This window comes from Pseudomaricurvus alcaniphilus (genome assembly GCF_011440395.1).
Classification (GTDB): Bacteria; Pseudomonadota; Gammaproteobacteria; order Pseudomonadales; family Cellvibrionaceae; genus Pseudomaricurvus; species Pseudomaricurvus alcaniphilus.
Genome location: NZ_JAAOIX010000007.1, coordinates 47830 through 74713 on the forward strand (window position 1 = coordinate 47830; position 26884 = coordinate 74713).

The 26884-nt window shown below is 58.2% G+C and carries 19 protein-coding genes; 6 read left to right on the top strand and 13 right to left on the bottom strand.

Annotated features, from left to right (window positions below):
• Positions 1 to 83: 83 nt before the first annotated feature.
• On the bottom strand, positions 84 to 1880 hold the full coding sequence (recQ, locus tag G8764_RS14070) for a DNA helicase RecQ (RefSeq protein ID WP_166165299.1): 1797 nt from the start codon (positions 1878 to 1880) through the stop codon (positions 84 to 86).
• A 406-nt stretch (positions 1881 to 2286) separates the two neighbouring features.
• Between recQ and G8764_RS14075 the strand changes: the two genes are divergently transcribed.
• The gene (locus G8764_RS14075; RefSeq protein WP_166165300.1) at positions 2287 to 2541 is read left to right on the top strand and encodes a hypothetical protein; all 255 of its coding nucleotides are present in this window, start codon (positions 2287 to 2289) and stop codon (positions 2539 to 2541) included.
• 26 nt (positions 2542 to 2567) lie between these two features.
• Here the strand turns inward: G8764_RS14075 and G8764_RS14080 are convergent, their stop codons facing one another.
• The 3 genes from G8764_RS14080 to G8764_RS14090 form a co-directional block, all read right to left on the bottom strand.
• The gene (locus G8764_RS14080) at positions 2568 to 2897 is read right to left on the bottom strand and encodes a hypothetical protein (RefSeq protein WP_166165301.1); all 330 of its coding nucleotides are present in this window, start codon (positions 2895 to 2897) and stop codon (positions 2568 to 2570) included.
• Between the two features lie 25 nt (positions 2898 to 2922).
• Positions 2923 to 6330, bottom strand: coding sequence for a FecR domain-containing protein (locus G8764_RS14085; protein ID WP_166165302.1), 3408 nt, complete (start codon positions 6328 to 6330; stop codon positions 2923 to 2925).
• Positions 6331 to 6689: 359 nt separating this feature from the next.
• Positions 6690 to 8690, bottom strand: coding sequence for a CHASE2 domain-containing protein (locus G8764_RS14090; protein ID WP_166165303.1), 2001 nt, complete (start codon positions 8688 to 8690; stop codon positions 6690 to 6692).
• 161 nt (positions 8691 to 8851) lie between these two features.
• Between G8764_RS14090 and G8764_RS14095 the strand changes: the two genes are divergently transcribed.
• The gene (locus G8764_RS14095; RefSeq protein ID WP_166165304.1) at positions 8852 to 9502 is read left to right on the top strand and encodes a Crp/Fnr family transcriptional regulator; all 651 of its coding nucleotides are present in this window, start codon (positions 8852 to 8854) and stop codon (positions 9500 to 9502) included.
• A 130-nt stretch (positions 9503 to 9632) separates the two neighbouring features.
• Here the strand turns inward: G8764_RS14095 and G8764_RS14100 are convergent, their stop codons facing one another.
• The 5 genes from G8764_RS14100 to G8764_RS14120 form a co-directional block, all read right to left on the bottom strand.
• Positions 9633 to 10088: a DUF892 family protein gene (locus G8764_RS14100; RefSeq protein WP_166165305.1), complete on the bottom strand. Its 456-nt coding sequence runs from the start codon at positions 10086 to 10088 to the stop codon at positions 9633 to 9635.
• A 275-nt stretch (positions 10089 to 10363) separates the two neighbouring features.
• Positions 10364 to 11794, bottom strand: coding sequence for a mechanosensitive ion channel family protein (locus tag G8764_RS14105; protein WP_166165306.1), 1431 nt, complete (start codon positions 11792 to 11794; stop codon positions 10364 to 10366).
• Between the two features lie 136 nt (positions 11795 to 11930).
• Positions 11931 to 12857, bottom strand: a complete 927-nt coding sequence (locus G8764_RS14110; RefSeq protein WP_166165307.1) for a glutaminase — start codon at positions 12855 to 12857, stop codon at positions 11931 to 11933.
• Positions 12858 to 12902: 45 nt separating this feature from the next.
• Positions 12903 to 13778 carry a lysophospholipid acyltransferase family protein gene (locus G8764_RS14115; protein WP_166165308.1) on the bottom strand — a complete coding sequence of 292 codons (876 nt, stop codon included), beginning with the start codon at positions 13776 to 13778 and terminating at the stop codon, positions 12903 to 12905.
• Between the two features lie 201 nt (positions 13779 to 13979).
• On the bottom strand, positions 13980 to 15221 hold the full coding sequence (locus G8764_RS14120) for an autotransporter domain-containing protein (protein WP_166165309.1): 1242 nt from the start codon (positions 15219 to 15221) through the stop codon (positions 13980 to 13982).
• Positions 15222 to 15648: 427 nt separating this feature from the next.
• On the opposite strand from G8764_RS14120, the gene G8764_RS14125 reads away from it, so the two are divergent.
• Positions 15649 to 18099 carry a caspase family protein gene (locus G8764_RS14125; protein WP_166165310.1) on the top strand — a complete coding sequence of 817 codons (2451 nt, stop codon included), beginning with the start codon at positions 15649 to 15651 and terminating at the stop codon, positions 18097 to 18099.
• A 71-nt stretch (positions 18100 to 18170) separates the two neighbouring features.
• Here G8764_RS14125 and G8764_RS14130 read toward each other — a convergent pair whose 3' ends face one another.
• Positions 18171 to 18932: a tetratricopeptide repeat protein gene (locus tag G8764_RS14130; RefSeq protein WP_166165311.1), complete on the bottom strand. Its 762-nt coding sequence runs from the start codon at positions 18930 to 18932 to the stop codon at positions 18171 to 18173.
• A gap of 453 nt (positions 18933 to 19385) precedes the next feature.
• Complete coding sequence (locus G8764_RS14135; RefSeq protein ID WP_166165312.1) at positions 19386 to 19895, bottom strand: MarR family winged helix-turn-helix transcriptional regulator; 510 nt, start codon at positions 19893 to 19895, stop codon at positions 19386 to 19388.
• A gap of 182 nt (positions 19896 to 20077) precedes the next feature.
• Between G8764_RS14135 and phbB the strand changes: the two genes are divergently transcribed.
• The 3 genes from phbB to G8764_RS14150 are packed head-to-tail and all read left to right on the top strand — an operon-like array spanning position 20078 to position 23762.
• Positions 20078 to 20800: an acetoacetyl-CoA reductase gene (gene phbB, locus G8764_RS14140; protein ID WP_166165313.1), complete on the top strand. Its 723-nt coding sequence runs from the start codon at positions 20078 to 20080 to the stop codon at positions 20798 to 20800.
• Positions 20801 to 20811: 11 nt separating this feature from the next.
• On the top strand, positions 20812 to 22554 hold the full coding sequence (locus tag G8764_RS14145) for a PHA/PHB synthase family protein (protein WP_207951896.1): 1743 nt from the start codon (positions 20812 to 20814) through the stop codon (positions 22552 to 22554).
• Between the two features lie 38 nt (positions 22555 to 22592).
• Positions 22593 to 23762: a thiolase C-terminal domain-containing protein gene (locus G8764_RS14150; protein ID WP_166165314.1), complete on the top strand. Its 1170-nt coding sequence runs from the start codon at positions 22593 to 22595 to the stop codon at positions 23760 to 23762.
• A gap of 122 nt (positions 23763 to 23884) precedes the next feature.
• Here G8764_RS14150 and G8764_RS14155 read toward each other — a convergent pair whose 3' ends face one another.
• Together G8764_RS14155 and G8764_RS14160 are read right to left on the bottom strand one after the other, a co-directional pair.
• Complete coding sequence (locus G8764_RS14155) at positions 23885 to 24856, bottom strand: D-Ala-D-Ala carboxypeptidase family metallohydrolase (protein ID WP_166165315.1); 972 nt, start codon at positions 24854 to 24856, stop codon at positions 23885 to 23887.
• A 17-nt stretch (positions 24857 to 24873) separates the two neighbouring features.
• Positions 24874 to 26583: a L,D-transpeptidase family protein gene (locus tag G8764_RS14160; RefSeq protein ID WP_166165316.1), complete on the bottom strand. Its 1710-nt coding sequence runs from the start codon at positions 26581 to 26583 to the stop codon at positions 24874 to 24876.
• Positions 26584 to 26884 lie beyond the last annotated feature (301 nt).

A 26884-nucleotide genomic window follows, 5' to 3' on the forward strand; every position in this document is an offset into this window, starting at 1 on the left:
TATTTCGGTTCCACGCCCCACCGCGCCTCAAGCCGGGACCAGCAATAAGCCGAGGCCAACAGCAAGTCAGGGCCAACCGTAAGTCAGGGGTTGGCGGCAATAACCGTCAAAAAGGCCTCGCCGTATTGCTCCAACTTGGTGGCACCGACGCCCTGGATAAATCCCAGCGCCTGTAAAGTGCGGGGCCGCTCTTCCATCATCTGCATCAGGGTGGCATCGTGGAAGATCATATAGGGCGGGATATCCCGCTCCTGGGCCAGCTGCTTGCGCCGTTCGCGCAGTGCTTCCCAAAGCTGCCGGTCAGCGTCGGAGACACCGGCTTTTGCCGACCGGGCCTGGCGCTCCGGCGCGACGGCCAGCTGCTCCCGGCAAGTGAACGTCGCCTCGCCGCGCAGCAACGAGCGACTCAACTCGGTCAGTTTCAGCGCCCCGTAATGCTCAAAGTCATTAAACAGGTAACCCTGTACCAGCAATTGCCGGGCAATCGCCTGCCACGCCTGCGCCCCCAACTCCTTACCGATGCCAAAGGTGCTGAGCTGCTCATGGCCGTGCTGCTTCACCTTATCACTGGCCTGGCCGCGGAGTATATCGATAACGTGGGCAGCACCGAATCGCTGGCCGCTGCGATACACCGCCGATAAAAACTTTTGTGCGTCTTCGCTGGCATCGCGAGTTTGTGGCGGTGCCAGGCAGTTGTCGCAATTGCCGCAATTTCCCGGCGCAGCCTCTTCAAAGTAACCCAGCAGCGCCTGGCGCCGACAATCGGTAACCTCACACCAGCCCAGCAGGGCATTGAGCTTGTGTCGCTCCACCTGCTTTTGCTGGTCACTCATGGGTGAATCGCCCAGCATCTGGTTGAGCCGCACCACGTCCTGCAAGCCGTACACCATATGCGCCACTGCCGGCTCGCCGTCGCGCCCCGCCCGCCCGGTCTCCTGGTAATAGGCCTCGATACTTTTGGGCAAGTCCATATGAAAGACAAAGCGCACATCCGGCTTGTCGATACCCATGCCAAAGGCAATGGTGGCGACGATAACTACCTTGTCCTCACGCAGAAAACGCTGCTGGTGATGTTGGCGCAGCTGCGCACTGAGGCCGGCGTGATAGGGCAGTGCATCGATACCCCGGTCTACCAGCCAGGCCGCCGTGGACTCGACTTTCTTGCGCGACAGACAGTAGATAATGCCACTGTCTTCTTTGTGCTGGGCCAGGAAGCGGATCAACTGCTTGCGGGCATCAGAGCGAATACTGACATGGTACTGGATATTGGGGCGATCAAAGCTGCTGGTCAAGCGCAGCGGATCAAGCAGGTTGAGACGATACTCGATTTCCCGTTGGGTGCGCTCGTCGGCGGTGGCGGTGAGCGCCATCAGCGGCGTATCGGGAAAGTGGGTTTTGAGCACGTGCAGGCCGAGGTAATCCTGGCGGAAGTCGTGCCCCCACTGGGACACGCAGTGGGCTTCATCAATGGCGATCAGGGCGATCTCGGCACTGGCCAGGTACTCCAGCGTGCGCGGCTGCAGCAGACGCTCCGGAGCGATATAAAGCAACTGCAACTCGCCAGCGGCAAAGCGGCGCGTCACCTCCCGCTGTTGCTCGACAGACAGGCTGGAGTTCAGGTAGGCGGCCTCGATACCCAGCTCAGTCAGGGCACTGACCTGGTCCTGCATCAGGGCGATCAGCGGCGAAATCACAATCGCCGTACCGCGACGCAACTGGGCCGGAATCTGGAAACACAGGGATTTACCGCCGCCGGTGGGCATCAATACCAGTGCGTCGCGCCCCGCCAGCGCCGCCTCTATGGCGGCCGCCTGTTGACCGCGAAACTGCTCGTAGCCGTAGGTGGTGCGCAATAGGTCGAGGGCGGCGTCAAGCGTCATAGGGGCAGAAGCGGGATAGGTAACGAGCGACGATTGTAACAGAAATGGCGGCCCGGGCGAGGCGCCTGTAACCGCCTTTAATCGATTCATTACTGATGATTCATACTTTTGACCCGGTTTTTCTCCGATCACCCCGGTGACCCCGGCAAAACCCTTAACCGTTGAAAGTGCACCATCACATCGGTCTGCCGTCGTTCAAGCTTGCAGCAACCGGCTCACCGGTAAAGTCTTGCAACTGCCGGATAACTCGCGTCTTACTCGAATGGCGCTAGTAGCGAACAGCCATTGGTACTTTTACACATTTATTTCGCTTCTTTTTTGACATTTTTTTCCTCTCCCGTGCGCTAGTCTAACCTTGCCAAACCAGCTTTCTGGCACCAAGAAACCAGGCACAGGAGTGACTGTCATGGATAACCGGGACAAATACCTCAACCAGCATATGCGCAAGCGCATGGCACTGGCCCAGGACTTACCCGTCAGGACGCAGCAGCGCTGGGCAGAAAAGTGCGTACATTTGGCCAGCCTGCAGCACCGCACGGCCTTCTTTATGATGGCGAGCCTGTGGCGCTCGAGACTGGACGCCTGCGGCCAATTACCGGGCGGTCAGTGGCAAGTCTCCGAGCTCGAGCTGCACGATTGCCGGTCCTCGACGCTAGTGTAACGCCTCCCAGCTGTTCCCGGGGCCAATCAGTGCGCCAGGGGGATGATAAACATCTGCCCGCCAACCCTTATCAACGCCACATGCGATCCACGGTACTGCACATAGGTGAGCGCTTCTACTTTTTCTATCGCCGTTGCCGGAATTGGAAAGTTGACGTCCCGCGGCGGCACCCGCCTGCCCTGCGCATCCAGAACAATCGGGGTGCCGGTCCGATCAAAACGGATTGAAAAAGGCAGGTAATCGCCCTCTTGCGGATCCGGTTTCGGCTTGGGTCGGTACTCGGCGCAGGCGCTCAAGGTAAACGCGCACAACAATGGCAGCAGTGCGCGGCGGAAGGCTTTTTTGTGCTGGCTCATGGCTTTGTTCTCCGTCATTTTGATGCTAATGAAAATGTAATTGCAATCGTGCGTAGGCAAATCGGCCGGGATAAAAACGCAAAAACTCTGCCGTTTCATCTACGATTTCGACTTCCCGGTCAAACAGGTTTTTCACTCCAAGTTCGAAGACCCCTCGCCGTCCGGGCAGCTTCGACTCCAGGGTAAAGTCAAACAGCCAGGTTTCCTCGCGCTGGTCCCGAGCCATGGGCAAAAAGGTAGTCAGATCCAGCAACGCCAGGGTGTTTGTTTGATTTACATAGCGAGAAACCAGCTGCCAGGAGAAATATCGACCTCGGCTCTGGCGCAGGCTCAGGGGAACAATATGCGTGGTCGAGCGGCTAACTTCATTGATTCCACCCAACTCTTGCACATAGTCGAAATCGCCCTGCTGATATTCGTAGGACAGCGTCAACGACGTACTTTCGTTAAACAAATGGGTCAGGTAGAGAGTCCCGAACTCCTCGCTGTAGTCCAGCGTAACTGTTTCAGGTTGGCCCATAGTGTCCAGTTGCGTGCCCGGAAACTCCACCTCTCGGCGCAAAAAATCCAGCCCCGCGTACAGCGACGTGCTCAGCGAATAGTCAAATGCCATAGCGTAATTGCGGCTGTCGGTATTGTTCGAATCAGAAAAAATCTGGTTGAAGCCGGCCACATAGGATTTTTCGATGGTTTGACTGGCGGCCAGGTCGCGCTTGAAGCTTCTGAATACACTGCCGCGCCAGCGCCAGCCCTCGCCCTGCCAGGCAAGGCCAAATTTCGGCGAAACCTGGGAAATATCTTTTGCTGCTTCCAGTTCCAGCCTGTCATAAGACAGACCCGCATCTAACAACAGTGCGCGGGTGATATTCGTCTCCAGGTATGCGTAGTAATTGCGATGGGTTTTTCGCTGTTCGCTAACGCTAACAATTTGCTCACCTGGAAAAAACGGGCTGGGAAAAACGGACTCCGTTGTCTGGTCGGCAGAGTATTGACCCGCACCTGCTTGAATTTTAAGCCCCTTGAATTGCCCCAAATATTTTAATTCAACGATCCACGGATCCTGCTGCAGTGCAGTGGACAGCTGAATAGCATCCACCGTGACAGTGTCATCCAGCTGCTGGGAAATCGCCGACAATAGCAAGCCATGCGCGGGGGTGATTTGCAGATAGCTGCCAAGCCGCCAGGTTTTCAGGCGCCGCGATAACTCCTCGCCCTGGGCGATGATACTCAAACCCTGATCGCCCCGCTCCAGGGTCAAATCCCGGTACTCCAGTTCGACACTGGCCTGCGGTGTCACTTGCCACTGCAGAAAACCGCTGTAAATGTCCTGATCCTGATAGGCATCGTCGCGAAAGCCGTCGCTCTCGTAGTGATACTGGCCGAGACTCAGGGCGACCGGCCCCTGCAGGCGCGACAGCACAATCTCGTCAGCCAGGGTGCCGTCCCCTCCCACCAGACCGCTGCTGGAGAGACTCCACTGGTTCTGGTTAAACAGGGCATGGTACTCGTTCAGACCGGGCCGCGACGGCCCCAGCCCTTCCACCAGGCCAAGGTCTGTTTCTGACAACTGCAGCTGCAGCGGGTAAGAGGAGACCGGCTGTAACAGTTGTGCCTGCTGCAGTTCCGATACCCGGGCCGCCTCATAGCGGCGCTCACCCCGGTAAGTATCCGCCAGCAGCCGATGCCCCTCGGCGCTGGCCGGGTCCTTTGCCAGGGCCTCCCACGCCGCCAGACGCACCCCTTGTTGGTAGCCGGCGTCACTGTAGGCTCGCGCCAGGGTCGCGCTGCGGCTGGCGGCATCACTTTGCAACAGCGTCTCGGCACGGTAGAGGGCGCGCTGGTCATTGAGTTTGCGCGACACTTGCAGCTCGGTTATTGCCCCCAGTGGATTGTTGGCAAACAGTTTGCGCACTCCTTCGTAGAACCAGGGCGTCGGATCCAGCGGATCAAACTCCTTGGCCAGTTGCCACTGCACCGCCGCTTCGGCATCCCGCAATTCTTCAAAGTAGGCGCGGCCGAGATAGCTGCGCAAAACGCTGCGCGCGGGGTCGAGACTGGTGGCGATTTCCAGCTGCCGGCGCCCCGCCTCCAGTTCACCCTGGCGCAACAGGGCCAGCCCCAAACCCAGGTGGGCCTGGGGGTTTTCCGAGTGCAGCTCAATCGCTTGCCGGAACTGTTCTGCGGCGCGCTCCAGCTGCAAATTGAAAAGATTGAGAAAGGCCTGTTGGGTCAGTGCCCGCGAGTCGGCGGGGGCCAGCGCCAGTGCCCGAGCAACCGCCACTTCGGCGCGCTGGCTGGCGCCCGCGATCAATTCCAATTCACTCAGCCTGGACCAGGCCAGGGCGCTATCCGGATCGCTGGCGGTGGCGCTCCGCGCGGCCGCCAGCGCCGCCGGGAGCTGCAGTTGCGCCTGGTGGGCATAGGACAGGGCCACCAGTGCGGCCACCGACCGGGCATCCAGTGCCAGCGCCTGCTCGGCCAACAACACTGCCTGCTCGGCCCGGTTAGTAGCACTGTGAATTATACTCTGCAAGGCCAGCGATGGTGCCGACTGCAGCGCCTGCAGCATTGCCGAGGCCTGTTGTACTTGCCCCACCGACAGCAGGACGGCAGCCCTGGCTGCGATCACAGCAGGACTTGCCTGGCGGGCGGCATCGAGCTCCGCCAGTGCCAGGTCCGGGCGCCCTTGCCGCAATTGCAGCGCCGCCGCATCCAGCCAGCGCTGTTGGCCGCTGTCTTGCAGCTGGCCCAGGGTAAACAAGGGCGGGTAGTAGATTGCCCAGTCCACTGTTTCAGTCTTGTCGATCGGTACAATCTGGAAGGACGATGATGCCTGGAGCGACGATGAAGCGGCCGCAGCCAACAATTTTTGCCCGGCTAGCACCGCCTTGTCGCCAGTGGCCCGGCCGTGGAATGCCGTTACCTCACCCTCTATAACACTGATACTGCTGCCGTCCGCGCCCGCCTCCACCAGGAATTCGGTGCCCTCGACCGCAGCATTGACAAAGGGAGTCGCCACCTCAAAGCGGCGCGTTATACGGCTGATCAGATGACTGACACCCTGCTGCAAGCGAATCAGGAAGCTGTCCGTTTGAGTCTGCCGGGGCAAAATCAAAATGGAATTTTGCGCCAGGCGGAGATAAGTGTTGTTGCTCAGGTAGAGCGCCGCCCGGCTGTTGGCCCCCGTCATAAGCCTTTGGCCGGGGCAAACCAGGGTGTCGATCGCAACCGGCTGCAGGCCACTGGTCGCGGCCGCCGCTGCGCTGGCTGCGGAACCGGCAGGGTTAACGCCAGCGGCCGCCGTCGGGTCATAGGTATCCATAACCACCAGGCCATTGACGGCAACAACGCGAGCGGCCCAGGGATCGCACGCCAGCACGTCGAGAGGACGCAGCGCGCAATATAGTAGAAGCCCTATGATCCACAGACGCAAGGTCGCCTCCTGGCGGTGACGATGCGGCCCAACGACCGCACCGCTACTTCGATAACATCAATAACTTTCTACTGCTCTTTATCAGGCCCCCATATCTGTTGCTTTCGATCGGAGCCTGAATAAAAGTCGGATTTTCCCGGGACCGTTTCGATACTGCTTAAGTACCGGTTCGGTACGGTTTCGAACCTGCGCCTGCACTGCCTGGCAGTTCCCACGCACTGCGGCAAACGCTGGCGATGCCTGAGCCAGTCTACTGAATCAGTGCGGCTTTGCAAACCGGCAGTGGCGTGAAAAACTGATTGCGAGACTGTGAGCAAAGAGCGCGCCGCCTGGGCCTCGGGCTGAAAATCATAAACTGCTCAGTTCTTGTTGAGTTCGACGACAACTCTGCCGCCTTCGCAGCATGTAAAACGCCATTCTTTTGAGTCACCGTAGCGCAGGTAAAAATCGCACACCGGGTCTCCGGTTTCCCGCCGCAGATCCGCCAGCTCGGATCTTGCCGCCGCAGTCAAACCGGCGCCCAGTTGCTCCAGGGCCTGTTCAAACCGACGCTGCAGCGCCCCGCTCCAGGGCGCCGCCAGCAGCGTCATCAGACCCAGCGGCTGCTGTTTACCCTGCAGCAAAAACTCGCCCAAATAACGCAAATCATGCCCCGCCGGGGCGGTGCAGACTGTGCTCACCAGCACCGACACACCGAGGGATTTACAGGCGTTTTCAATCCGCGACGTGGTATTGACCAGGTCGCCAATAGCGCGATACTCAAAGTGATCCGAGGCTCCAAAGTTACCCAACACCACGTCGCCGGCGTGGACTCCGACGCGCGTGGGCAGCTGGCTGTCGGGGTGCTGCCGGTTAAACCCGTCAACGGAGGCCTGCAGTGACTGCAGCACTGGCCCAATAGTCGCCCAGACACTGTGCACCGGAACATCCGACCAGATGGCAATGACCCCGTCCCCGGCCACATCGGAGATAATCCCGCCCTGGGCGCGAATGGGTGGAATAACCGCGGCATAGTATTGTTCCATGATGTCGCTCAAGCGCAGTGACCCCACTCGCTCGGCCATCCGCGTGTAACCCTGGGCGTCAGTGACCAGGCAGACACCAAACAGCGCCTGCCGCTGGGCAAAGCGCTCTGGCTGGCTGGCCAGACGTCGAATTTCTGCGGCCGGCAAATAATGGCCAAAGGCAGTTTCCAGGCGCTGCTTTTGTTCCGCCACCACCTGCAGCCGGTGCCAGGCACTGAGCAACACCGCCATTGGCGTCAACAGCAGCAGCGGCGCCAGTAGCGGCAACCAGTAGAAGGTATGGGTAAACAGCCACAGCACAAGAGCGCCATAGCCCACTGCCAACAGCAGCATCAGCGCCAGCCCATAAGCGAACGGCAAGCGCAGACCCGCCAGTAGCAGACAGCCACCATACAGCAGCGTCACCAGCAGCCAAACTCCCCGGTGATGGCGGATTCGGGAGCCTTCCCTGAGGTTGGCAAAGGCGGTTGCTGCCAATTCAACACCGCTGATATCCAATCCGGAGGCGGCCGTAAACGGCGTGTAAAATCCATCCTTCTGGCCCGGTTGATGGCGGGCCGAGTAGCCGACAAAAACCACAGCATCGCTCAACAAATGGCGAAACTGCTGCGGATTCGCAAGCACCTCTTCCAGCCCCAGGGTGGTAATAGTGCGCGGCGGACCGTAGTAGTTATAGACCTGGGCATTGTTCAACGCCGCAAGCCCGGCCTCTGCCGCCGCCGGATTCGCAGCTTGATGCAGCAGTGCCGCGGCGGGCAGGGTCCAGCGCGGCGGATGGCCGGCCCAGCGAATCCAGTAACGGGTGACCTTGGAGGAGACCTTGGGCAATAGAAAAGGGGCGGTGGCCAGCGCCGACTGCTGCAGTGGCGCCAGCGGTTCGGCAATGCGATCCACCAGCACTTGCTGATCGCCGAGCTCATGCACCTCGCGCCCGGTAAAGGCGAACAGAATAACGTTCTGCGCCTGCTTCATAGCCGTGGCAAACTGCTTGTCCGGGCTCTGCTCACCACGGGTTTTGAAAAACACATCAAAGACAATCAGCTTGACTTGCAGTGAGCTGAGCCGCTCCACCAGCTCTGCGTATACAGAGCGGGGCCAGTTTACCAGCTGCGCCGGCAACCCCAATGCCGCCGCTGTATTCTCGTTGATCGCGACGATGGCAACCCCCGGGGGCGGCTCCCGTTCACCGCGCAGGTAAAACAATGTATCCAGGCCAACCCCCTCCTCCAGCGCCTGCCCCCAGGGCAATATCACCCACAGGCACAAAGCCGATAACAGGGCGAGCGCTACTGGCCACGGGCGGGGCTGGCGGTGGCCGGATGTTTTCCTCAACACAGTTTTTACTTTATCCGCAGCTAGTGATGGACTACTGTTAACCAATCCAGAGGCACCGAAGACCAGCGAGCGGCGTCAACAGCAGCCAGCGACAGCGGCCAAACTGCGCGCAGCCTATACCCGCTTTGACTGGTGATGATATCGAAACAGGGGATTTCACCATGAGCTACCTGGCACGACTGCCACTTTTCTCCGACCTTTCTGCGCAACAATTGCGGGAGTTGGAACAACACACCCTGTTGCGCAGCTACCCCAAGAATACCATCGTTATCACCGAGGGCGACAACAGTGATTCGCTCTATATCATTGTCTCCGGGCGGATGCGGGTCTACTGCAGTGACGACGAGGGTCGCGAAATTACCCTCAACGATTTATCCAGCGGCGACTACTTCGGCGAACTGGCCCTGCTGGACAACCAGCAGCGCTCCGCCTCAGTCATCACCACCGAGGCCTGTCGCCTGCTGCAATTAAACAAGGCTTCGTTGCTGGAAGCCTTTCGCCAGACCCCGGACATCGCCTACCACCTGCTCGTCAATCTGACCCAACGGGTACGCGCCCTGACCAGCAATGTAAAAAACCTGGCGCTGATGGACGTCTATGGACGGGTAGCGAAAACCCTGCTGGAACTGAGCGAAAAAGAGGGTGAGACACTGGCGACGACCATTCCCTTGACCCAACAGGATATCGCCAACCGGGTGGGGGCCAGCCGGGAAATGGTGTCGCGCATTATGAAAGACCTGGTCACCGGCGGCTACATTACGGTCGAGAAAAAGAAGATTGTCATCAATGACCATCTCCCGGCCCATTACTGAAGCCCACCTGCCCTGCAAAGACAAGCTCTGTAACCACCTGCACTACAACACTGTGAGCGTAAAACAGATGCTCCACTGAACAGCCGAACAAAGTTCGACGCTGGTAGCAGCGACCAGCGCCATTGATTTATTAGCCAGCTTTATCCAGTTCTGTCAACTGCTCTACCCGCGTCTGCACAGTTTGGTAATTGGCTTCGATTTGCTCGCTCATCCCCGGCAGTTCCGCCAGTGATTTGAGACTGCGCTCATACTCCAGCAACAACTTGGACTCGTTTTTTAACAGTGCGTCCACCAAACCCGCATCGCGGAATACTTGCGTAACCGCTACCCGCAGGCGATTGGTCAGCGCAGACAGGTCGGGCTTGCTCCTCGGCGTACCGCCGTAACTTTCAATCAACTTGCCCAGCGCAGCAATTTCATCGCGATTCTCATCGCGCCAGCGCTGGATATTTTCTTTTAACTCATCACTGCGCGCTTTTTCCTCAGCACTGTTATAGCCCTCGATAACATCCAGGTGCCACTGCAGCAAATCATTGAGGTCATCTATTAAAAAGCTATAATCAATTTTTTCGTCAGAAACAAACATTATAAAAGCCTCCGCCAGTTTTCGTACAAAACGACAGTACGCCTATTAATATACTGCGCTTATTCAGCTTTCGGATCAATCCATTCGGATCATCGGCCCACTTCATCCATACGCGCAGTGGGAATTTTGTTGTCGTGCGTATATATTTTAGCAATAAGCTGCGGTAGCGGCTGAGAAATAAGCCGAGGGGTAGTCCGAGAAATCGGCCGAAGGCAACGCCGAGGTGCTGGCCTATAGACAGACTCAGGAACTGGTGCCGCTCGCAATTGCCGAACCTAGATTTCCTGCGGCGAATCCCGCCGCAATAAATTGTCTGCCTCCGCGGAATCCTCGAGTTCATTGACTTTTTCTTCGATGGTCAGGTCTACCGCCACATCCCTGGCGTCTGCTAATTGCCCGGCATTCAAACCCGCTGCCGGCACCGCAGATACCTTTTCCGCTTGCATTGGCTGCGTCGTGTCGGCCGGCTGGTGCAGGTTTATATTGTAAATGGGCTCCGGCATAGCTATGGCGGCACTGTCGTAGGCTTGCTTGATCTGGCGAATCGCTTCGCTGCGCACCTTGACGAAACTGTAGCGCTGCTGGTTCACCCAGGCATAGACGCGCAACAGGACGTTGGAATCACCCAGTTGCTGTACCACCACGGAAGGCTTGGGGTCTGCCAGCACTCCCTCCATCTGCGCCAGGGTTTGCAATGCCAGCGCCTGGGCGGCGAGTATATCGCTATTGCAATCGATACCCACATCAAACTCGAAGCGCCGCTCCGGGTGACGGCTAAAGTTGATAATAACCGCCTTGAAAACCCGGGCATTGGTAATCCGGACATGATTACCGTCCGGTGAAATAAGGATGGTCGCGCGCGACGTCAGCTTGGCGACATTGCCTTCATAACCGTCAACATTTACAAAGTCATTGATCTCAAAAGGATTGCGAACGCTCAATAAAATACTGGCGATATAGTTCTCCACCGTATCCCTGACGGCAAAGCCAATAGCCAGCCCGATCAAACCGGCAGCCCCCAACAGAGTACCGATCAGTGCCTGGGCGTCCAGCAGCACCAGCGCCAGGATAGCGCCGATAACAATCAATGCAACGTGCACAATCTGGCCCAACAGTTCGGCAATAAAACCGTTGCGGCTAAGGCGCAGATACAAGGATTGGCAACTACCCAGCCAGCGCCCCAGCAGCCAGAACAACAGGAAAATTCCCAGCCCGAGTATAAACAGCGGCAGGGAATAAATGACCCGCTCGCCCAATGCCGCCACTTGCCACCAGGTATCGAGGGTGCGCTGTTGTACTGCACGACTGATGGAGAGTTGATTTTCCACTTCCACCGCACCCTGCACCTGGGAGGCGAGACGCAAGGCTTTGGCCTCCGCGGCAACAGAATCGACTTCACCCTGCAGGGTAACCACGCCGCTGACTACTTCCACTTTGATATCAGCCAGCGCGTCAATCTCGGCAAAAATATTCTGCAGACGCTGCTGCACCCGGCGATCGGTATCGGCATTGCTGTCGGTGCTAATCAGCTGCTCAGTGACCACCGGGTCCGGCGACCCATCGCCACTGAACAAGTCAGTGAGGTCCTGCGCCCAAAGGGTACTGGATGCCAGCACAAAGGCAAAGCCAACAAGCCATAAAACCGGTTGCGTCCGCAGGATTTTGCCGCGCCCTAACTGCGCCCTGCTGTGACAAAATAAATTCATTGTGTTGCCCGCTCAGAAAAAATAAAGAGAACTAACGCGTTTACACGGAAGTCATGATAAAGCGATTGTCGCTTGCACAAAAAACGACTGTAGCTTGCGCAAAAAACGATGGGCCGGCCCGGCTTTCTTCCGCAGCCTACAAGATGTTCCAGCCGCTGGCCCGGGCAATGGCTTCCAGCGCCGCCGCGCCGGTATGGGAGTTGCCACTGGCATTCAGGCGCGGCGACCAAACCGCGATGGTTGCCACACCGGGAACCACCACCACGATGCCACCGCCAACACCGCTCTTGCCCGGCAGGCCAACCCTGAAAGCAAAACTGCCGGAGGCATCGTAGTGCCCACACAGCATCATAATGGAATTGATACGGCGGGCCCGCTGTTCACTTACAATCCGGGCTCCGGTCAGTGGATCAACCCCCTGATTGGCCAGAAACAGCAGCGAGCGTGCAATTTGCTCGCAGCTCATGGCGATGGCGCAGTGGCGACAATACACCTGCAAGACATCACTCACCTCATGCTCCAGGTTATTGAAGCTTTTCATAAAGCTGGCGAGGCTGGCATTGCGATGGGCGGTGTCCAGCTCCGATTGGGCCACCTCTTCGTCAATGGCGATACTGCCATCGTCCGCCACCAGGTGCAGGAAGTCCATCAGGGCGGCGACACAGGACTGTGGGCTCTGGCCCTGCAACAGCACGTCGCTGACCACCAGCGCACCGGCATTGATAAACGGGTTGCGGGGAATGCCTCGCTCCAGCTCCAACTGGACGATGGAATTGAAGGCATTGCCCGAGGGTTCGTGCTGCACCCGTTGCCAGAGCCCATCGCCGATTCGGTTGAGCGCCTGGGTCAAGGCAAAAACCTTGGAAATACTCTGGATTGAAAAAGTTTCGCGGGCATCTCCAAAGGTGGCCGTGGCACCATCGACAGTGACAATGGCGGCACCAAATTTATTGGCATCGATGCGGGCCAGCGCGGGAATGTAGCTCGCTACCTTACCAGTGGCCAGTTCGCCGCGCACAGATTCACAGGCGTCAAACAGTAGTCTATTGAGTTCTATTGTCATAATCCGGCTATTCGTGGCTACCAGGGATGTAAAACTCGACCCCGCTTACACTGTGAGCAAGCGCCGCAACCAGCCTTCGCTGTGCCGTTCCTGATCCCGCAGCGCCTGCAGCCCCACCAGCATGGTCTCAATCTGGCGGGCGGTTTTGCCGCGGATCGATTGCAGTTGGCGCTTGGTCAGCTTTTTACCGGCGTACGGCGCCATATCAATTGGGTCACCCAATTGAAAATAGCAGCGTTGCGGTTTTGGCAACAGGGTGCAGAGACTGCCGCGGGGCAGCGGAGGAACAACGTCGGTGCGGGTTTTTTCGGTGATTATACCCAGTCGGCGCAGCAGGTCGGCAAAACGCGAATGCAGAATATCTTCCCCTTCGATGATATGGTCATAAAATTCCTCCGGCCCCACCAGCGCCATAGGCATAATGGTATAACCGTACTCCGCCGCCATTTTGACAAAGCCGTAACGCTCTTTCCACTGCAGGGTGTACTGCTGGGATTTCGGTTTCAGGGCTTCGTGCGCGCCGCCGGGAAACACCAGGATATCCTTGCCCGCCGCCATCAGCGCGCTGCACACCTCCGGGTGACCCAACACTGCCCCGCTCGCCAACAGCAGGCTTTCGGTCTTTGCGGTCCACAGGAAACGGTCCCCGAGCGAACGCACAAACAGCCCCAGCTCCGACAACAGCATTGGCAGCAAGACCACGCCGTCGAGGGCAAACAGGGAGTGATTGGCAACAAACAGGCAGGGGCGCGGCGGAATTTTATCCGCATCGATAAATTGCGGCTGAAAAATCGATTTGACCAGGCGGCTGAACAATTCAACTTTCAGCCCCCTCGGCGCCTCTACCGCCAGCGCCTCTTCGATATGCCTGGCGAGGCTGGCCTGGTCAAATGGCTGACCACCTTTTTCGAATACACTCAAAAGAATTCACCCGCAAATCTGGGCCGCAATTGGCCTCAACATAGATGCGCCCATGTTAACACCAGTAGTCGCACGAAGCTGCAGTTGAGTGAGCCTAAATGGGGTGAGTTTCGTGCCGGGTTTGAAGCTTCGGGCCAAGGCCGGGAAACACTCGAGCGCGACTTCCCTGCCCTCCCCGGGACCGACGATAAATAGCCCAGCTCAGAATTCCAGCCTGACCCCCACACTTATCTTGTCGTTGTCGTGAGCGCTGTAACCCAGCAGGCTTTCATAGCTGATAAAGGATTGCAGTCCGTCCGCAAACACCGCTACCAGGCCAACCAGCACATGCCCGTAATCGCGATCGGTTACATCGTTGTGATAGCGGAACACGGTGTTGCCCTGATCTTCCAGAAAGGAGAAGGAAATAGCACGCTGATCGTCCTGGAATTCATGCACGTAATCCAGGTAAAGCTGGGGCAGCAATACCCCGTAGTCCCAGTTCACCGCTCTCGACAGCTGCACCCCCAAATGGGAGGTGAGGGATTTTTCCGTCTGCCCGCGCACGAGCAATGCCAGTGGTGCAATGGCGCTGGTGGGGTTGTTACTTCTCACCGTTTCGGCGTAGCCATCTATATCGGTCTTTTTGTAGCGAATCGCGAATCGCGGGCCGACACTCACGACACCCATCATCTTGTCGTAGCCAATTTCAACCGCGGCGATGACTTCATCCGCTTCGGTGTCACTTTCCAGCACACCGTTGGCGACATTATTGCCCATAGTGACTCTGGAATAACGCTGCGTTTCGAACTCGTGATCGCTGTAGCCCAGCGACCAGCTGGCGAAGGCGTTTGCGGCGAAGGTATAGTCGCCAAAAACCAGCAGGCCATAACTGCTGTTGTCAAAGCCGCCGCTGGCCTGGCCGTCGATTTGGCCATCAAAATCACCGTCGACCTTGGCGTAGCTGAGCGCCATGCCCAGGTTGTAATTGTCACTCAACTGATAGTCCACTCCGGCAAGCACGGCACTGCGGTCCGACTCAAAGCCCCGGCCTTCAAATTCAGTGGCGTCTTTCTCATGCCGCTCAAAATCCAGTGTAATAAACACGCTGAACGGACCCAGCTGCACTCGCGCCAATTCATCTTCGGCCTGGTCGCCCGTTTGGCCGGGGCCGGCTTTTACCTCCTTGTCCAGCGCGCCGATGCTGGTCTGCGAGGTGATGGTACCGCCCGTATTGGAGCCGGCTGCACCACCATCGTTACAAAAGGTTTCCAGGTTGCTGGCGGCGACGGGAGTCAAACCTGGGCAGCCATCCTGCACGGCATTCCTGACTGCCGTATCCAGGCTTTGGGCCGCATAAGTCACTGGCGCCAGCAATAGCGGCAAGAATAGCGGCAAGCTGCACAAGATCAGCTGCAGGGGAGTCTTGCTGGCACACAGTGCCTTGTGTGATTTAAAAAACACTGGAGACGACAGGCGGACCGCGTCAGCAGGTTCTGGTTGGAGATGGGAACTTGAGTTAACGACACGTCTAATGACACGCATAATAGTTTCTTCCTTCCCTTGTGAAACCCTATGTGCTCTTTCCCGCTGCTCTCCGCAATGAGGTACAACAGGCAAAGCAATTATTATGATTGGCAAGCTGCAAAATAGTGCTTGTGTAACTGTAACGGCCGTATAGAGTGGATATCGTATGCACACAAAAACACGTTATTAGCCACAGCGAACCAATACTATAGAGAATTGATACTGACCGATAATAATGAATACAACAATTCAGATCAGCTTGTTATAAGCACTTTGTATATAGCCGTCAGTTACTGCGTGCTACCGACAATGGATTGTCGCTCCAGTCGCACCAGCAACTGCCACCCAAGCGTATGAGGTCTGCATGTTTTCTCAAATTTTGAGCGCCATTGTCGAGCGCCGCTGGCAACGGTTTTTTTTACTTTTTATCACAACTATTGTTGCCAGCTTGAGCAGCGTCGATAAGAACGGCAACTGGGGCTCTGCGTTGCCCCGCGCCGAGGCCAATAGCGCCGATGATTTTTCGGTGGTCGACTGCCTGCTGCCGGGGCAGATTCGCCGCCTGGGCGGAATGACTTATGTGGGCAAACGCAAACCGCTTAAGACCACGGTCAATGAGTGCCAGGTGCGCGGTGGCGAATACGTACTGGATGCACCGGCCAGCTATAAATCAGCACTGCGCATCTGGCAGGATTCCGCCGAGCAAGGCGACCCTGAGGCCCAGTATTACACCGGGGAAATTTATGAGAAAGGCCTGGCTGGCGGCCAGCCCGATTACCTGTTGGCCGCCGCCTGGTATCGAAAAGCCGCCCAGCAAGGTTACAAACGAGCCGCCGTCAATCTCGCCCGCCTCTACGAGCAGGGCCTTGGAGTCGCCCGGGACCCCGCCGAAGCCCTGCGCCTCTATCAGCAGGCTGCGGGGCTGGACCCAAACAACCTGGCCTTCCTGATCGACCAGGACTCCTCCACGCGCATCCAGCAACTGACTGGCACCCTGCAGCAACGAGACCGGGAAATCGAGCAGCTGCAGCGGCAACTGCAACAACTGCAAACCGAAATATCGAACCTGCAACAGCAGCTGCAGGAGTCGCGCAGTAATGTTGAACAGTTGCGCGCCACTCGCGATGACACGCGCCTGCAAGTGGAGCTGCGACGCTTGCAGCTAAAGGCACTGGACAGTGAAAACGCCAGGCGGGAACTGGAAAACAAATTGCAACAGCAGGAGCAGGCACTGGCGCAGTCGAACGCCAACATCGCCCGGCTGCAAAACCAGCTGGCGACCCTCTACAGTGAGTCCGCCAACAAGCAAAAGGAAATCAGCCAACTCAACCAGGCCATAGCCACAGGCAATACCCAGCTGAGCGAACAACTGCAGCAGCGGCAACAGCAAATCGCCCGGTTGCAACAACAGCTGCAGGCAACCACCAGCGAACTTGCGACGGCACAGCAAACACTGCAAGCAAAACAGCAACTGACCGAAATCTATCGCGGCCGGGTCGATGAGCTAAAGCAGCTGCAGGCCAAACCGGATCAGCAGGCCGAGCTGCAGCGCTACCGCCAGGAATTGACCAACTCCGAAGCCCGCCTGGTGCAACAGAACGCCAAACTGCAGCAACGCAGCCAGCAAATAGCCGATCTGCAACAGCGCATCGCCCAACTGCAAGCGGACAGCGAGGCGCAACAGCAACAGTTGCGCGCGGGTCTCGATGCCAGCGATTCCGGCAGTTCAGCCCTCGGCCCACCGCTCATCGACCTGATAGATCCACCGCTGACCGTCAGTGGCGGCGTTATTCGCCTGTCCTTACCGGAAGCTGAGCGGCAACAGATTTCCGGGCGGGTCATTGCCCCGGCCGGGTTAAAATCACTCACCATTAATGGACAGCCGGTAGCCACCTCAGCAGACGGTCGCTTTAAAACCCAACTGCCCAAGTATCGCAGCCGCGCCACCGATATTACGGTGCAGATTGCCGCCATCGACAACCGCAACCAGCAGGCCATGCTGCAAATAATCGTCACCACCGGAGCGGGACTGGCGCGGGGGCCGCTGACGGTTAGCCAGCCGAGTATCGATAAGGAGTTCGGCCGCTACTACGCGCTGGTAATCGGCAACGACAAATACCGCTACTGGCAACCGCTGGACAACGCGGTCAACGATGCCCGCGCAGTAGCGCGCCTGTTAAGGGATAACTACGACTATGAGGTCACAGAGCGCTACAACGCCGAGCGGGCCACGATTCTGTCCACCATCAACGACCTGCGCAAGCAGCTGACTGAAAAGGACAACCTGCTGATCTATTACGCCGGCCACGGCCACCTGGTAAAGGAGCTGGACGAAGGCTACTGGATACCGGTCGACGCCAAACAAGATGACGACACTGAGTGGATCTCGACCCGCAACATCACCGGGCAATTGAAAATCATGTCGGCCAAACACGTGTTGGTGGTGGCCGACTCCTGCTACGCCGGCACACTCACCCGCGGCTCGCTGTCGCGACTCAAACCCGGCATTTCCGACAGCAAGCGCATGCAACTGCTGCAGGCCTTCGCCAGCTCCCGGGTGCGGACCGCACTGACCTCCGGCGGGGTACAGCCGGTGCTGGACTCCGGCGGCAGCGGCCATTCTGTGTTCACCAAGGCCTTTCTCGATGTGCTGCAGGAGAATGGCTTGATCCTGGAAACCGAGCGCCTGTTCCTGGCCATCCGCGAGCGGGTCTCAAGTACTGCCTTCGATTTGAACGTGCGGCAGATACCCACCTATGAACCGATCCACATGGCCGGTCACGAGGCGGGTGACTTTGTCTTTGTCCCCCGCTGACCGGTTGGCGCTGGCCGCTATCCGGTTCCACCTCTGCCGTCATCCTGCACTCCCTTTAAGGAAGGGATCTCTTAAGGAAGGGGGCTCTGCTGCTTTAGCAGGGCCGCGGTGGCGGCCGCATCCCCATTGCCAGGATCCATTTTCAGCACTCTGTCCACCAACGCCTGCGCCTGGTCGAACTGCCCCAGCTGGAGGTGGATCCGGGCCAGGGTATCCATCACCATGGTGTTCCGGGGCTCCAGTTGCTGCGCCAGTTGCGCCAGTGGCAGGGCCAATCCGGACTCCCCCTGCTGCAGGTAAACCCAGGCCATCTGGTTTAGCGGGCTGACCGCCTGTTGCTCGACCAGCGTCGGCATGGTCAGGGCAAGGCGGTAGGCCTCCAGCGCCAGCGCCGGATCGTTTTGCGTCTCTTTCTGCAAACCGGCCTGCAGTAATTGAGCACTGGCCGCGGCCGCGGCCTGCCGCAACCGGGAGTGGTCGGGGTTGGCCAGGTCAGCCCCATCGCCGCCGCGCAGGCGCAAACGATTGCCCGCCTCCGGCTGCCCCGCAACTGCTGCTCCACGACCGAGGTCATCAATCACCAGCTCCGGGCTGCCCTGCACCACCATCACCGAGATTAACACCGCTCCAAACAGGGCAAAGCTGGTGCCCGGAGCCGCATTCTTGACCGACAGCTTAAACCCGCCCCCTTCCAGCGCAGTATCGGATTTCTCCGCCGCGGCCAGGCCCTGCAGGAACAGCCGATAGCCGAGTACAATGATCAGCACCCCGGCGGCAATCACCGCGAGGCGAAACAGGGTGGCGTATATCAGAAAGCTGGTCGGCAAGTCCATTGGCGGGTCCTGTTATTTGGCGGGTCCTGTTATATGGCGGGTCCTGTTCCAGTGCAGCTGTAACAGAAGGCTTCAACCCATGGCGACAGCCATCAAGCGCGACAGCAATTACCGGTCGCTACAGACAATGACGATACTCTTTTTTTCGCTATTCGGCAGCTACCGCGTGGCGGCTCAAAATCAGGCACGGAGCTGCTGCAGACATCAGGGCGATATCCAGGGGCAGCACAGCCATTGGGAGCGAGCGCAGTGAGGGTGGGGCTATGGTATATAAAGAAGGGACTATGTGGGGAGGCGCTAATGGGTGGCAAATATATAGCGCAGGAGCGCTACGATGCCGGGGACTTATGTATTACCAAAGGGCTCATGTATTACCAGAGAGTTTATGCATTACCAAGGAGCTGGGTATGGCCGGGGAGCTGGGTATTCTCAGGAAGCCCTGCCCTGCGGTGATCAAGCCTTGTCCATGACTTTCAAACGCTCGTTCAGCTTTTCCAGCAGGAACAGTAAATCCCGGTATTCAGCAACTTCCAGCCCCTCGATCAGCTGCTTCTCCCAGTCCAGCACGCTGGGGGCGATCTGGCGGTAGATCTCCCAGCCATAATCGCTCAAGGCCAGGCGCTGGCGGCGGTTGTCCTCATCGTCCACCTCGCGCCGAACCATGCCGTCCGCCTCCATACTGGACAGTGCCCGGGAGATCTTGCTCTTCTCCATGGAGGTGTTTTCAACGATTTGGGCGGCGTGCAGTGACTGATGCTCAGCCAATTGCAAAAGAATTCGCCACTCCGTTATGGTTAACTGATATTCTTCCGTATAGGTCTTCGCCAGCCTGGTACTGATGCCTTCTGCCAGGTTGCGAATAAGGGACGGCAGGAAGCTACCCAAGTGTATACGAGTACGCTGGCTGCCACTACCAGAGTGGCTAGCGCCGGAATTACTGCTTATATACTGGTTACTGTTCATACCGCAATAATAGCAGATTAGTTGCAAACAATACTAATAGGGAGAAAATAAATTCATTCAAATGGGGCTACCCCCTTGATTTAAGCTCAATAATTGTTCAGTATTAGTTGCATATTCAACTTTTACCCACTCTGGGGCGAACTCTCGTCCCAGCCCAGCAATGACAATAAGGAAGCTATAAAATGAGTCGAATTGCACTTGTAACCGGCGGCACCCGTGGTATTGGCGAAGCGATCAGCATTCACCTCAAGGAAGCGGGCTATACTGTAGTCGCCAACTACGGCGGTAATGACGAGCGAGCTCGTGAGTTCAGTGAGCGCACCGGTATCGCCACCTACAAATTTGATGTCGGTAACTTCGAAGACTGCCAAAAGACCATCGCCACTATTGAAAAAGAAGTTGGTCCTATTGAAGTACTGATCAATAATGCCGGCATTACCCGCGATGGCACCATGCACAAGATGACCTACGAGCAGTGGTACGATGTGGTGCGCACCAACCTGGGCGGCTGCTTTTACGTCAGTCGCGCGGTTATCGAAGGCATGCGCGCGCGCAACTTCGGTCGCATCGTCAATATTGGCTCCATCAATGGCCAGGCCGGCCAGTACGGCCAGGTTAACTACGCGGCCGCGAAAAGTGGTATCCACGGCTTTACCAAGGCATTGGCCCAGGAGTGTGCCAGCAAAGGCATTACCGTCAACGCGATTGCCCCGGGCTACGTGCGCACCGACATGGTGATGGCGGTTCCCGCCCCCGTGCTGGAGAAAATTGTCGCCAAGATTCCGGTTGGCCGTCTCGGTGAAGCCAGCGACATTGCTCGCGGGGTAGAATTCCTGGTCAGCGATAACGCTGACTTTATCACTGGTTCGACGCTCTCCATCAACGGCGGCCAGCACATGTACTAAGGACGAAACGTATGTTTCAAACCAAGACCATTGAGTTTCTGGACGAAGCTCAAAGCGAGGGCCTGGATCGCGAATTTCGCGCGATCCTGGCTCGCGTCAGCAAGGGTATGTCTCCGGTCGACCTGGCCTTGGCCACTATCGACTGGGCCACGCACCTGGCCATATCGCCGGGCAAGCAAGTACAGTTGCTGCAAAGTTTTTTCAACAAGCTCGCCGACCTCGGCGTGTACGGTGTTGAGTCGCTGGTAAACAAGGACGCAGTTACCCCGGTGACCGCAATCGAGCGCCGCATGAGCGGTGAAGCCTGGCAGAAGTGGCCGTTCAAGCTGTTCGCCCAGGCCCACCAGACCGGTCGCGATTTGCTCGAGCAGGCGACCATTGGCATCGAGGGCGTCAAGACCGAGCACGAGATCATCGTCCATGCAGCCGCCGAACAGATTCTGGAGAAGCTGTCGCCGGCCAACTTTCCCCTCACCAACCCCGAAGTACTGGAAGCCACCGTCAAAGAGCGGGGCAAGAACCTGGCCCGTGGTTTGCGCTTTGCCGTGGAAGACCAGTTCCGTCGCGTCACCAACAAGGAAGCGACCCCGGATACCGGCTTCAAGGTCGGTGAAAATGTCGCCGTTACCCCCGGCAAGGTGGTATTCCAGAACGACCTGGTCGAGCTGATCCAGTACCAGCCAGCGACCGAGAAAGTCGGCGCCGAGCCCGTTTTGATCTCCCCCGCCTGGATCATGAAGTATTACATCCTGGACTTGTCACCGCACAACTCCCTGGTCAAATACCTCACCGAGCAGGGTAAAACCGTCTTTATCATTTCCTGGAAGAACCCCGAGAAAGAAGACCAGACAGTCAGCTTCGAGGATTACATCAAGATCGGCTTGATGGAAGCGATTAACGCGGTCAGCGCCATCTGCCCGAAACGCAAGATTCACGCGGTAGGCTACTGCATTGGCGGCACCCTGCTCTCCATTACCGCCGCCGCCATGGCGCGCGATAATGACGATCGTCTGGCCAGTATCTCGCTGTTTGCCGCCCAGACCGACTTCAGTGAAGCCGGCGAAGTCAGTCGCTACATCAGCCACAGCCAGCTGTCTTTCCTGGAAAAGGTTATGTGGAAGCGCGGCTACCTGACCAGCGAACAGATGGGCGGCACCTTCAGCTCACTGCGCGCCAGCGACCTGGTCTACGCCAGCATGGTGGATCGCTACCTGCTCGGCAAGGAGATGTCCTGGAACGACCTGATGTCCTGGAACGCCGATGGCACCCGCATGCCACACCTCATGCACAGCCAGTACCTGCAGCAGCTGTATTTGGAAAATCGCCTGGCCACCAATCGCTTTCACGTCGACGGCAGACTGGTGTCCATGGCCGATGTGCGCGTGCCGCTGTACCTGCTCGGCACCGAGACCGACCACGTCGCCCCCTGGCATTCCGTCTACAAACTCCACTACCTGACCCCGAGCGAACTGACCTTCGTGCTCACCAGCGGCGGCCACAACGCCGGTGTAGTCAGCGGCCCGCAGCATCCCCGTCGGCGCTATCGCGCTCATACACGTATGCCCGGTGACAAGTTTATGGACCCGGATACCTGGTTCAGCAGCATGGAGGTGCAAGCCGGATCCTGGTGGCCGCACTGGAGCCAGTGGCTCGATCAACGCATGTCTGAGCAGGTTGATCCACCGGCCATGGGCGCCCCCAAGCAAGGCTACAAGCCCTTGCGTGATGCCCCAGGGGAATACGTGCTCGGCTAACCCTTGCTCGAACCATCAATCCAACTGAGTGGAGAATAATGAAAGACGTTTACCTGATTGGAATAGGTCAAACAAAAATCAACAAATCAGCAGGTATTCGAGGCCGCTACCTGGCGGCCCAGGCCATCGAACAAGCGCTATCGTCTGCCGGTATCGACAAGCAGCAAGTCGGCATGCTGGTCACCGGTAATATGATGTCGGGAATGCTCAGCCAGCAGCAGCAGCTGGGCGCCCTGATCGCCGATACTGTCGGCCTGCGAGGGATAGAGGCCAGCACCGTGGAAGCCGCGTGCTCCTCTGGCGCCGCGGCAACCCGCTGGGGTTATATGAGTGTGGCCGGGGGCTTTCACGATGTGGTGGCCGTCTGTGGTGTGGAGCGCATGACCCACTCCAGCCGCGAGGATACCACCGCTGCGCTGGCCACCGCCGCCGACTGGGAACTGGAAGGCTGCAACGGCGATTCGTTTATCTCACTCAATGCCCGCCTGATGAAGCTGTATATGCAAACCTACGGGGTAACTGCCGAGGATTTTGGCCACTTCGCCATCAATGCCCACGAAAACGGTTTTACCAACCCCAATGCGTTCCTGCAAAAACAGATCGATATGGACACCTACCTGGGTTCACGCATGCTGGTGGACCCGGTCAAACTGTTCGATGCCCCGCCGGTTTGTGATGGCTCCGCCGCGGTCATTCTCGCCAGCGAGGAGGTCGCGCGCAGCGCCGCGCGCTCCGGACTGCCGCTGGTAAAAATATCCGGTTCGGCCATTGGTACAGATTCGCTGGCGCTCAACTCCCGCGCCAACAAACTGGAGCTCAGCGGTGCCGCCCTGTCGACCCAGCGCGCCATGCAGCAAGCCGGCGTCAAGCACGCCGATATCGATATCTTTGAGCTGCACGACGCCTACACCATTATCACGGCCCTGAGCCTGGAAGCCGCCGGTTTTGCCGCCAAGGGCGAAGGGGTTCATTTCGGCAAGAACGGTGAGATCAGCCGCACTGGCAAACTGCCAATTTCCACCATGGGCGGTCTTAAATCCCGCGGCCATCCGGTCGGTGCTACCGGTCTCTACCAGTTGGCCGAGACCTATATGCAATTGACCGGCACTGCCGGTGTCAACCAGGTTGCGGATGCCGAAGTGGCCCTGGTGCAGAATATCGGCGGCACCGGTGCCACCGTGGTCAGTCATATCCTGCAGCGCGCCTGATGCCAACCCTGGCCTAAGCGCAACTCACACCAGGCCTCAACTCCGCGGCAGCCATCAGCACTTTGTGCAGACGGTTGCCGCTATCTTCGCCCTCTGCTTTCCTGGCTGAAAACGATTGACTTTCAATGCCCCCAGCGCGCCCTTGAACCGCGCACATCGACGTGCACAAAGGGGCCATGATAGGCGTTTTTATCGTATTGCCCGACTCCCCCTTCCAACTCGCGACGCCCCTTGCGCTTGACCAGGCTATCGGCCAGCTGGTAGAGATAGACCGCATCATTGATGTCGGTTTTGCCGTCACGGTTGATGTCGTCCATATAATTGTTGACCGGGTTCACATCCACAAACACGTCTGCGGCCCCCCCATAGATATGGCGACTGTGGGCCACATTGCCAATGGCGCGGTTGTAGTAGGGGGTGCGATAGCCGCTCATCACCACCAGCGAATTGGCGCGAATTCCATGGGCGTTGATGTCCTCCAGCAGCAACTCCAGTTTTTCCAGCAAGCGATGTTTTAACACCACGTACTTCGGAAACACCCCGGCCTGCTTGCAGAGGAATTGGCCGAGGGTGAAATGGGGCGACACCCTGACGTTGACCAGCTCCTCGGTCACTTCGATAAAGCCCTCGGGGGCGCGGTAGGAGGCCAGTCCGCGCAAGGGCGGCGGGTAAGCGTTGATCCGATAGCCGTTCAAGCGCCCGTTTTTCACCTCGCTGGCGGGCTGCATGACGAACACGGCCAGCTGCACGCTCTCCCCATCGCCACTGCGAGTAATGCGGATGGGGTAATAACCCGGAGTTTGCGGCGCCCGCCAGCTCACCTGCCCGGCCTTGACCGGCAGCGCGCGCCCGCTTTCCGTCACACGGTAGTCAGTGGTCTTACTGGGTGCCAAACTGATCTCCAGAATATGCCCGGGCAACAATGCCCTGAATGCGATTCGATAGTCGACTTTTTCCCCACCTACTTGCAGCTGCAGCGGTGTTTTTTCCGGGTTGTAACCGGTGCTCCCCAGCGCTGGCAGGGTGACCAGGGCGAGTAAGATCAAACAAACAGAAACCAGCGACAGGCCCTGGCGGGCGGATCTTGGCGGCATACTGGTGAGGCTCCTGCTCAATGCAAGTTTAGGGCGGCATTTGGTGCGGCAGCGGTTACGGCGGCTAACGGCGTTTGCGGCGCGATCCGGGGTGCCTGCAAGGCCTGCCAGAGCGAGTCATCGCGCCGGTAGATGTCTTCGCGAAAGTGCATGACGCCCTCGCTGTTAACCCATGCGGTCCAGTATTCCAGATGCACCGGCATTGGCTTCTTCAAATACACCGTCTCCAGCTTGCCGGTTGCTATGACCGCGTCGATTTTGTTTCGATCCCAGCCGTTTTCCCGCAGCAGGTAAGTCGCCAGCGCCAGCGGATCTTCAACCCGAATGCAACCGGAACTGAATGCGCGCCGGGATTGCGCAAACAACTCTCGCGACGGCGTATCGTGCAGATACACATCATAGGGGTTGGGAAACATAAATTTTACCTGGCCCAGGGCATTTTGCGGGCCGGGCGCCTGCACCAAACGAAACGGGAAGTTTTTGCGGCCGTATTTTGACCAGTCGATGGTGGCGGGGTCGATAGCAATATTACTGCCGCCCGGGTACACCGTGAAGCCCAGGCGCTGCAAATAGTTACTATCGCGGCGAATCTCCGGCAGCTTGTCATTGATCGCCAGTCTCGGCGGCACCGTCCAGGTGGGGTTGAAAACCAGGTAGCGGATGTTATCGCTGAATACTGGCGACTTGCGCTGGTCGCGGCCGACAATAACCCGTTTATTCATCACGTTGACATTATTTTCATACACCTTTAACTCGAAGGCCGCCAGGTTGACCACGATATAGCGGCTGCCCAGGTCTTCTGGCAACCAGCGCCAGCGCTCCAGGTTCAGCGCCAGTTGTTGCTGGCGCTGGCGCGGTGACATGTTCAATGCCATTACCGTTTGCGCGCCTATTACGCCATCCTGATCCAGCCCATGACGCAACTGAAAGCGCCGTACCGCCTGCTGCAACTCCGCCCCGTACACGTCCGTGGCGGGGTCTGTGGTCAGGTCTCCCCAGACACGCAAGCGCCGGGCAATTTCTTCGAGTCGGGGGTCGCTGGCACCGGGCTTCAGCAACGGCGCTGCCCCTAACGCCGGCCAGGGCAGGTCAACCAATGGCTGCAGCGCCACCATAGTCTGCTTCATCCGGTGGTAGCGCGCCTGGCGGGGCAGTAACCCGGCCAATACCCTCGCCGGCTCGTCACTGGCCAACAGTTGCGCCAGCAGCGCCATGGCGTCCACCTTGCCGCGATTGGCCTTCCATTCGTGGGTCAGGCTTTCCGGATCAATCTTGCCGGTCACCAGGTGGTCCGCCAGCGATATAAACGCATCGGTCAGGAGCAAGTCATACTGGGCCAGGTCATCGAGCTTGTCACCCCGCTGTTGTTGCCGCTGTTGTTGCTGTTGCTCGCCCCGCTGCAACGAGCGCAACTGCGGCCAGTGGTAATCGGCCGGCAACAGGCCGTCTTCGGAGATGTTAGCGATACGCGCCAGCACGGCGCCACCGGCGAGTCCCAGTGCCGCCTCTTCAGTCCGCCCTGGCGCAGCAGTGAACCACAGCAGCGAGTAGTTGCGCTGCTCATAGATCTCCCGCAAGCGATCACCATTAAACAGGCCAACTCCGTGGGACTCGGCGGGGTAGCCTGTCGACCAGGTTTCCATGCGCTGGCGAACCTGGTCATTCCCGAGGGCACTGGCGACCCAGCAACACAACAGGGTCACACCGACCCAAACACGAACTGTCATTGATCACTCCTGCTCGCAGCTTCCTGCAGCACTTTGTTCATTGGATACAAAATCCGGATAAACCAATTGGATGCACCAGCCGGTTAATTGCCCCGCGGCGAAAATCCTCGCCTCGGCCCTGACAACCCCGAATACACGGTTATAAGCATAGGCACAAGTTGCCGCTACTGCAGCAATTTCCGCGGCCGGCGTAATGCTGCTGCGCCCGGCAATGCAGAGTGCGCCGGCGCGGTCACAACAAAGCCCGCGCGAGCTGGCAACGGCGATTTCTTGCTAACAGTTGGTTCCGGTGAAAAATAGG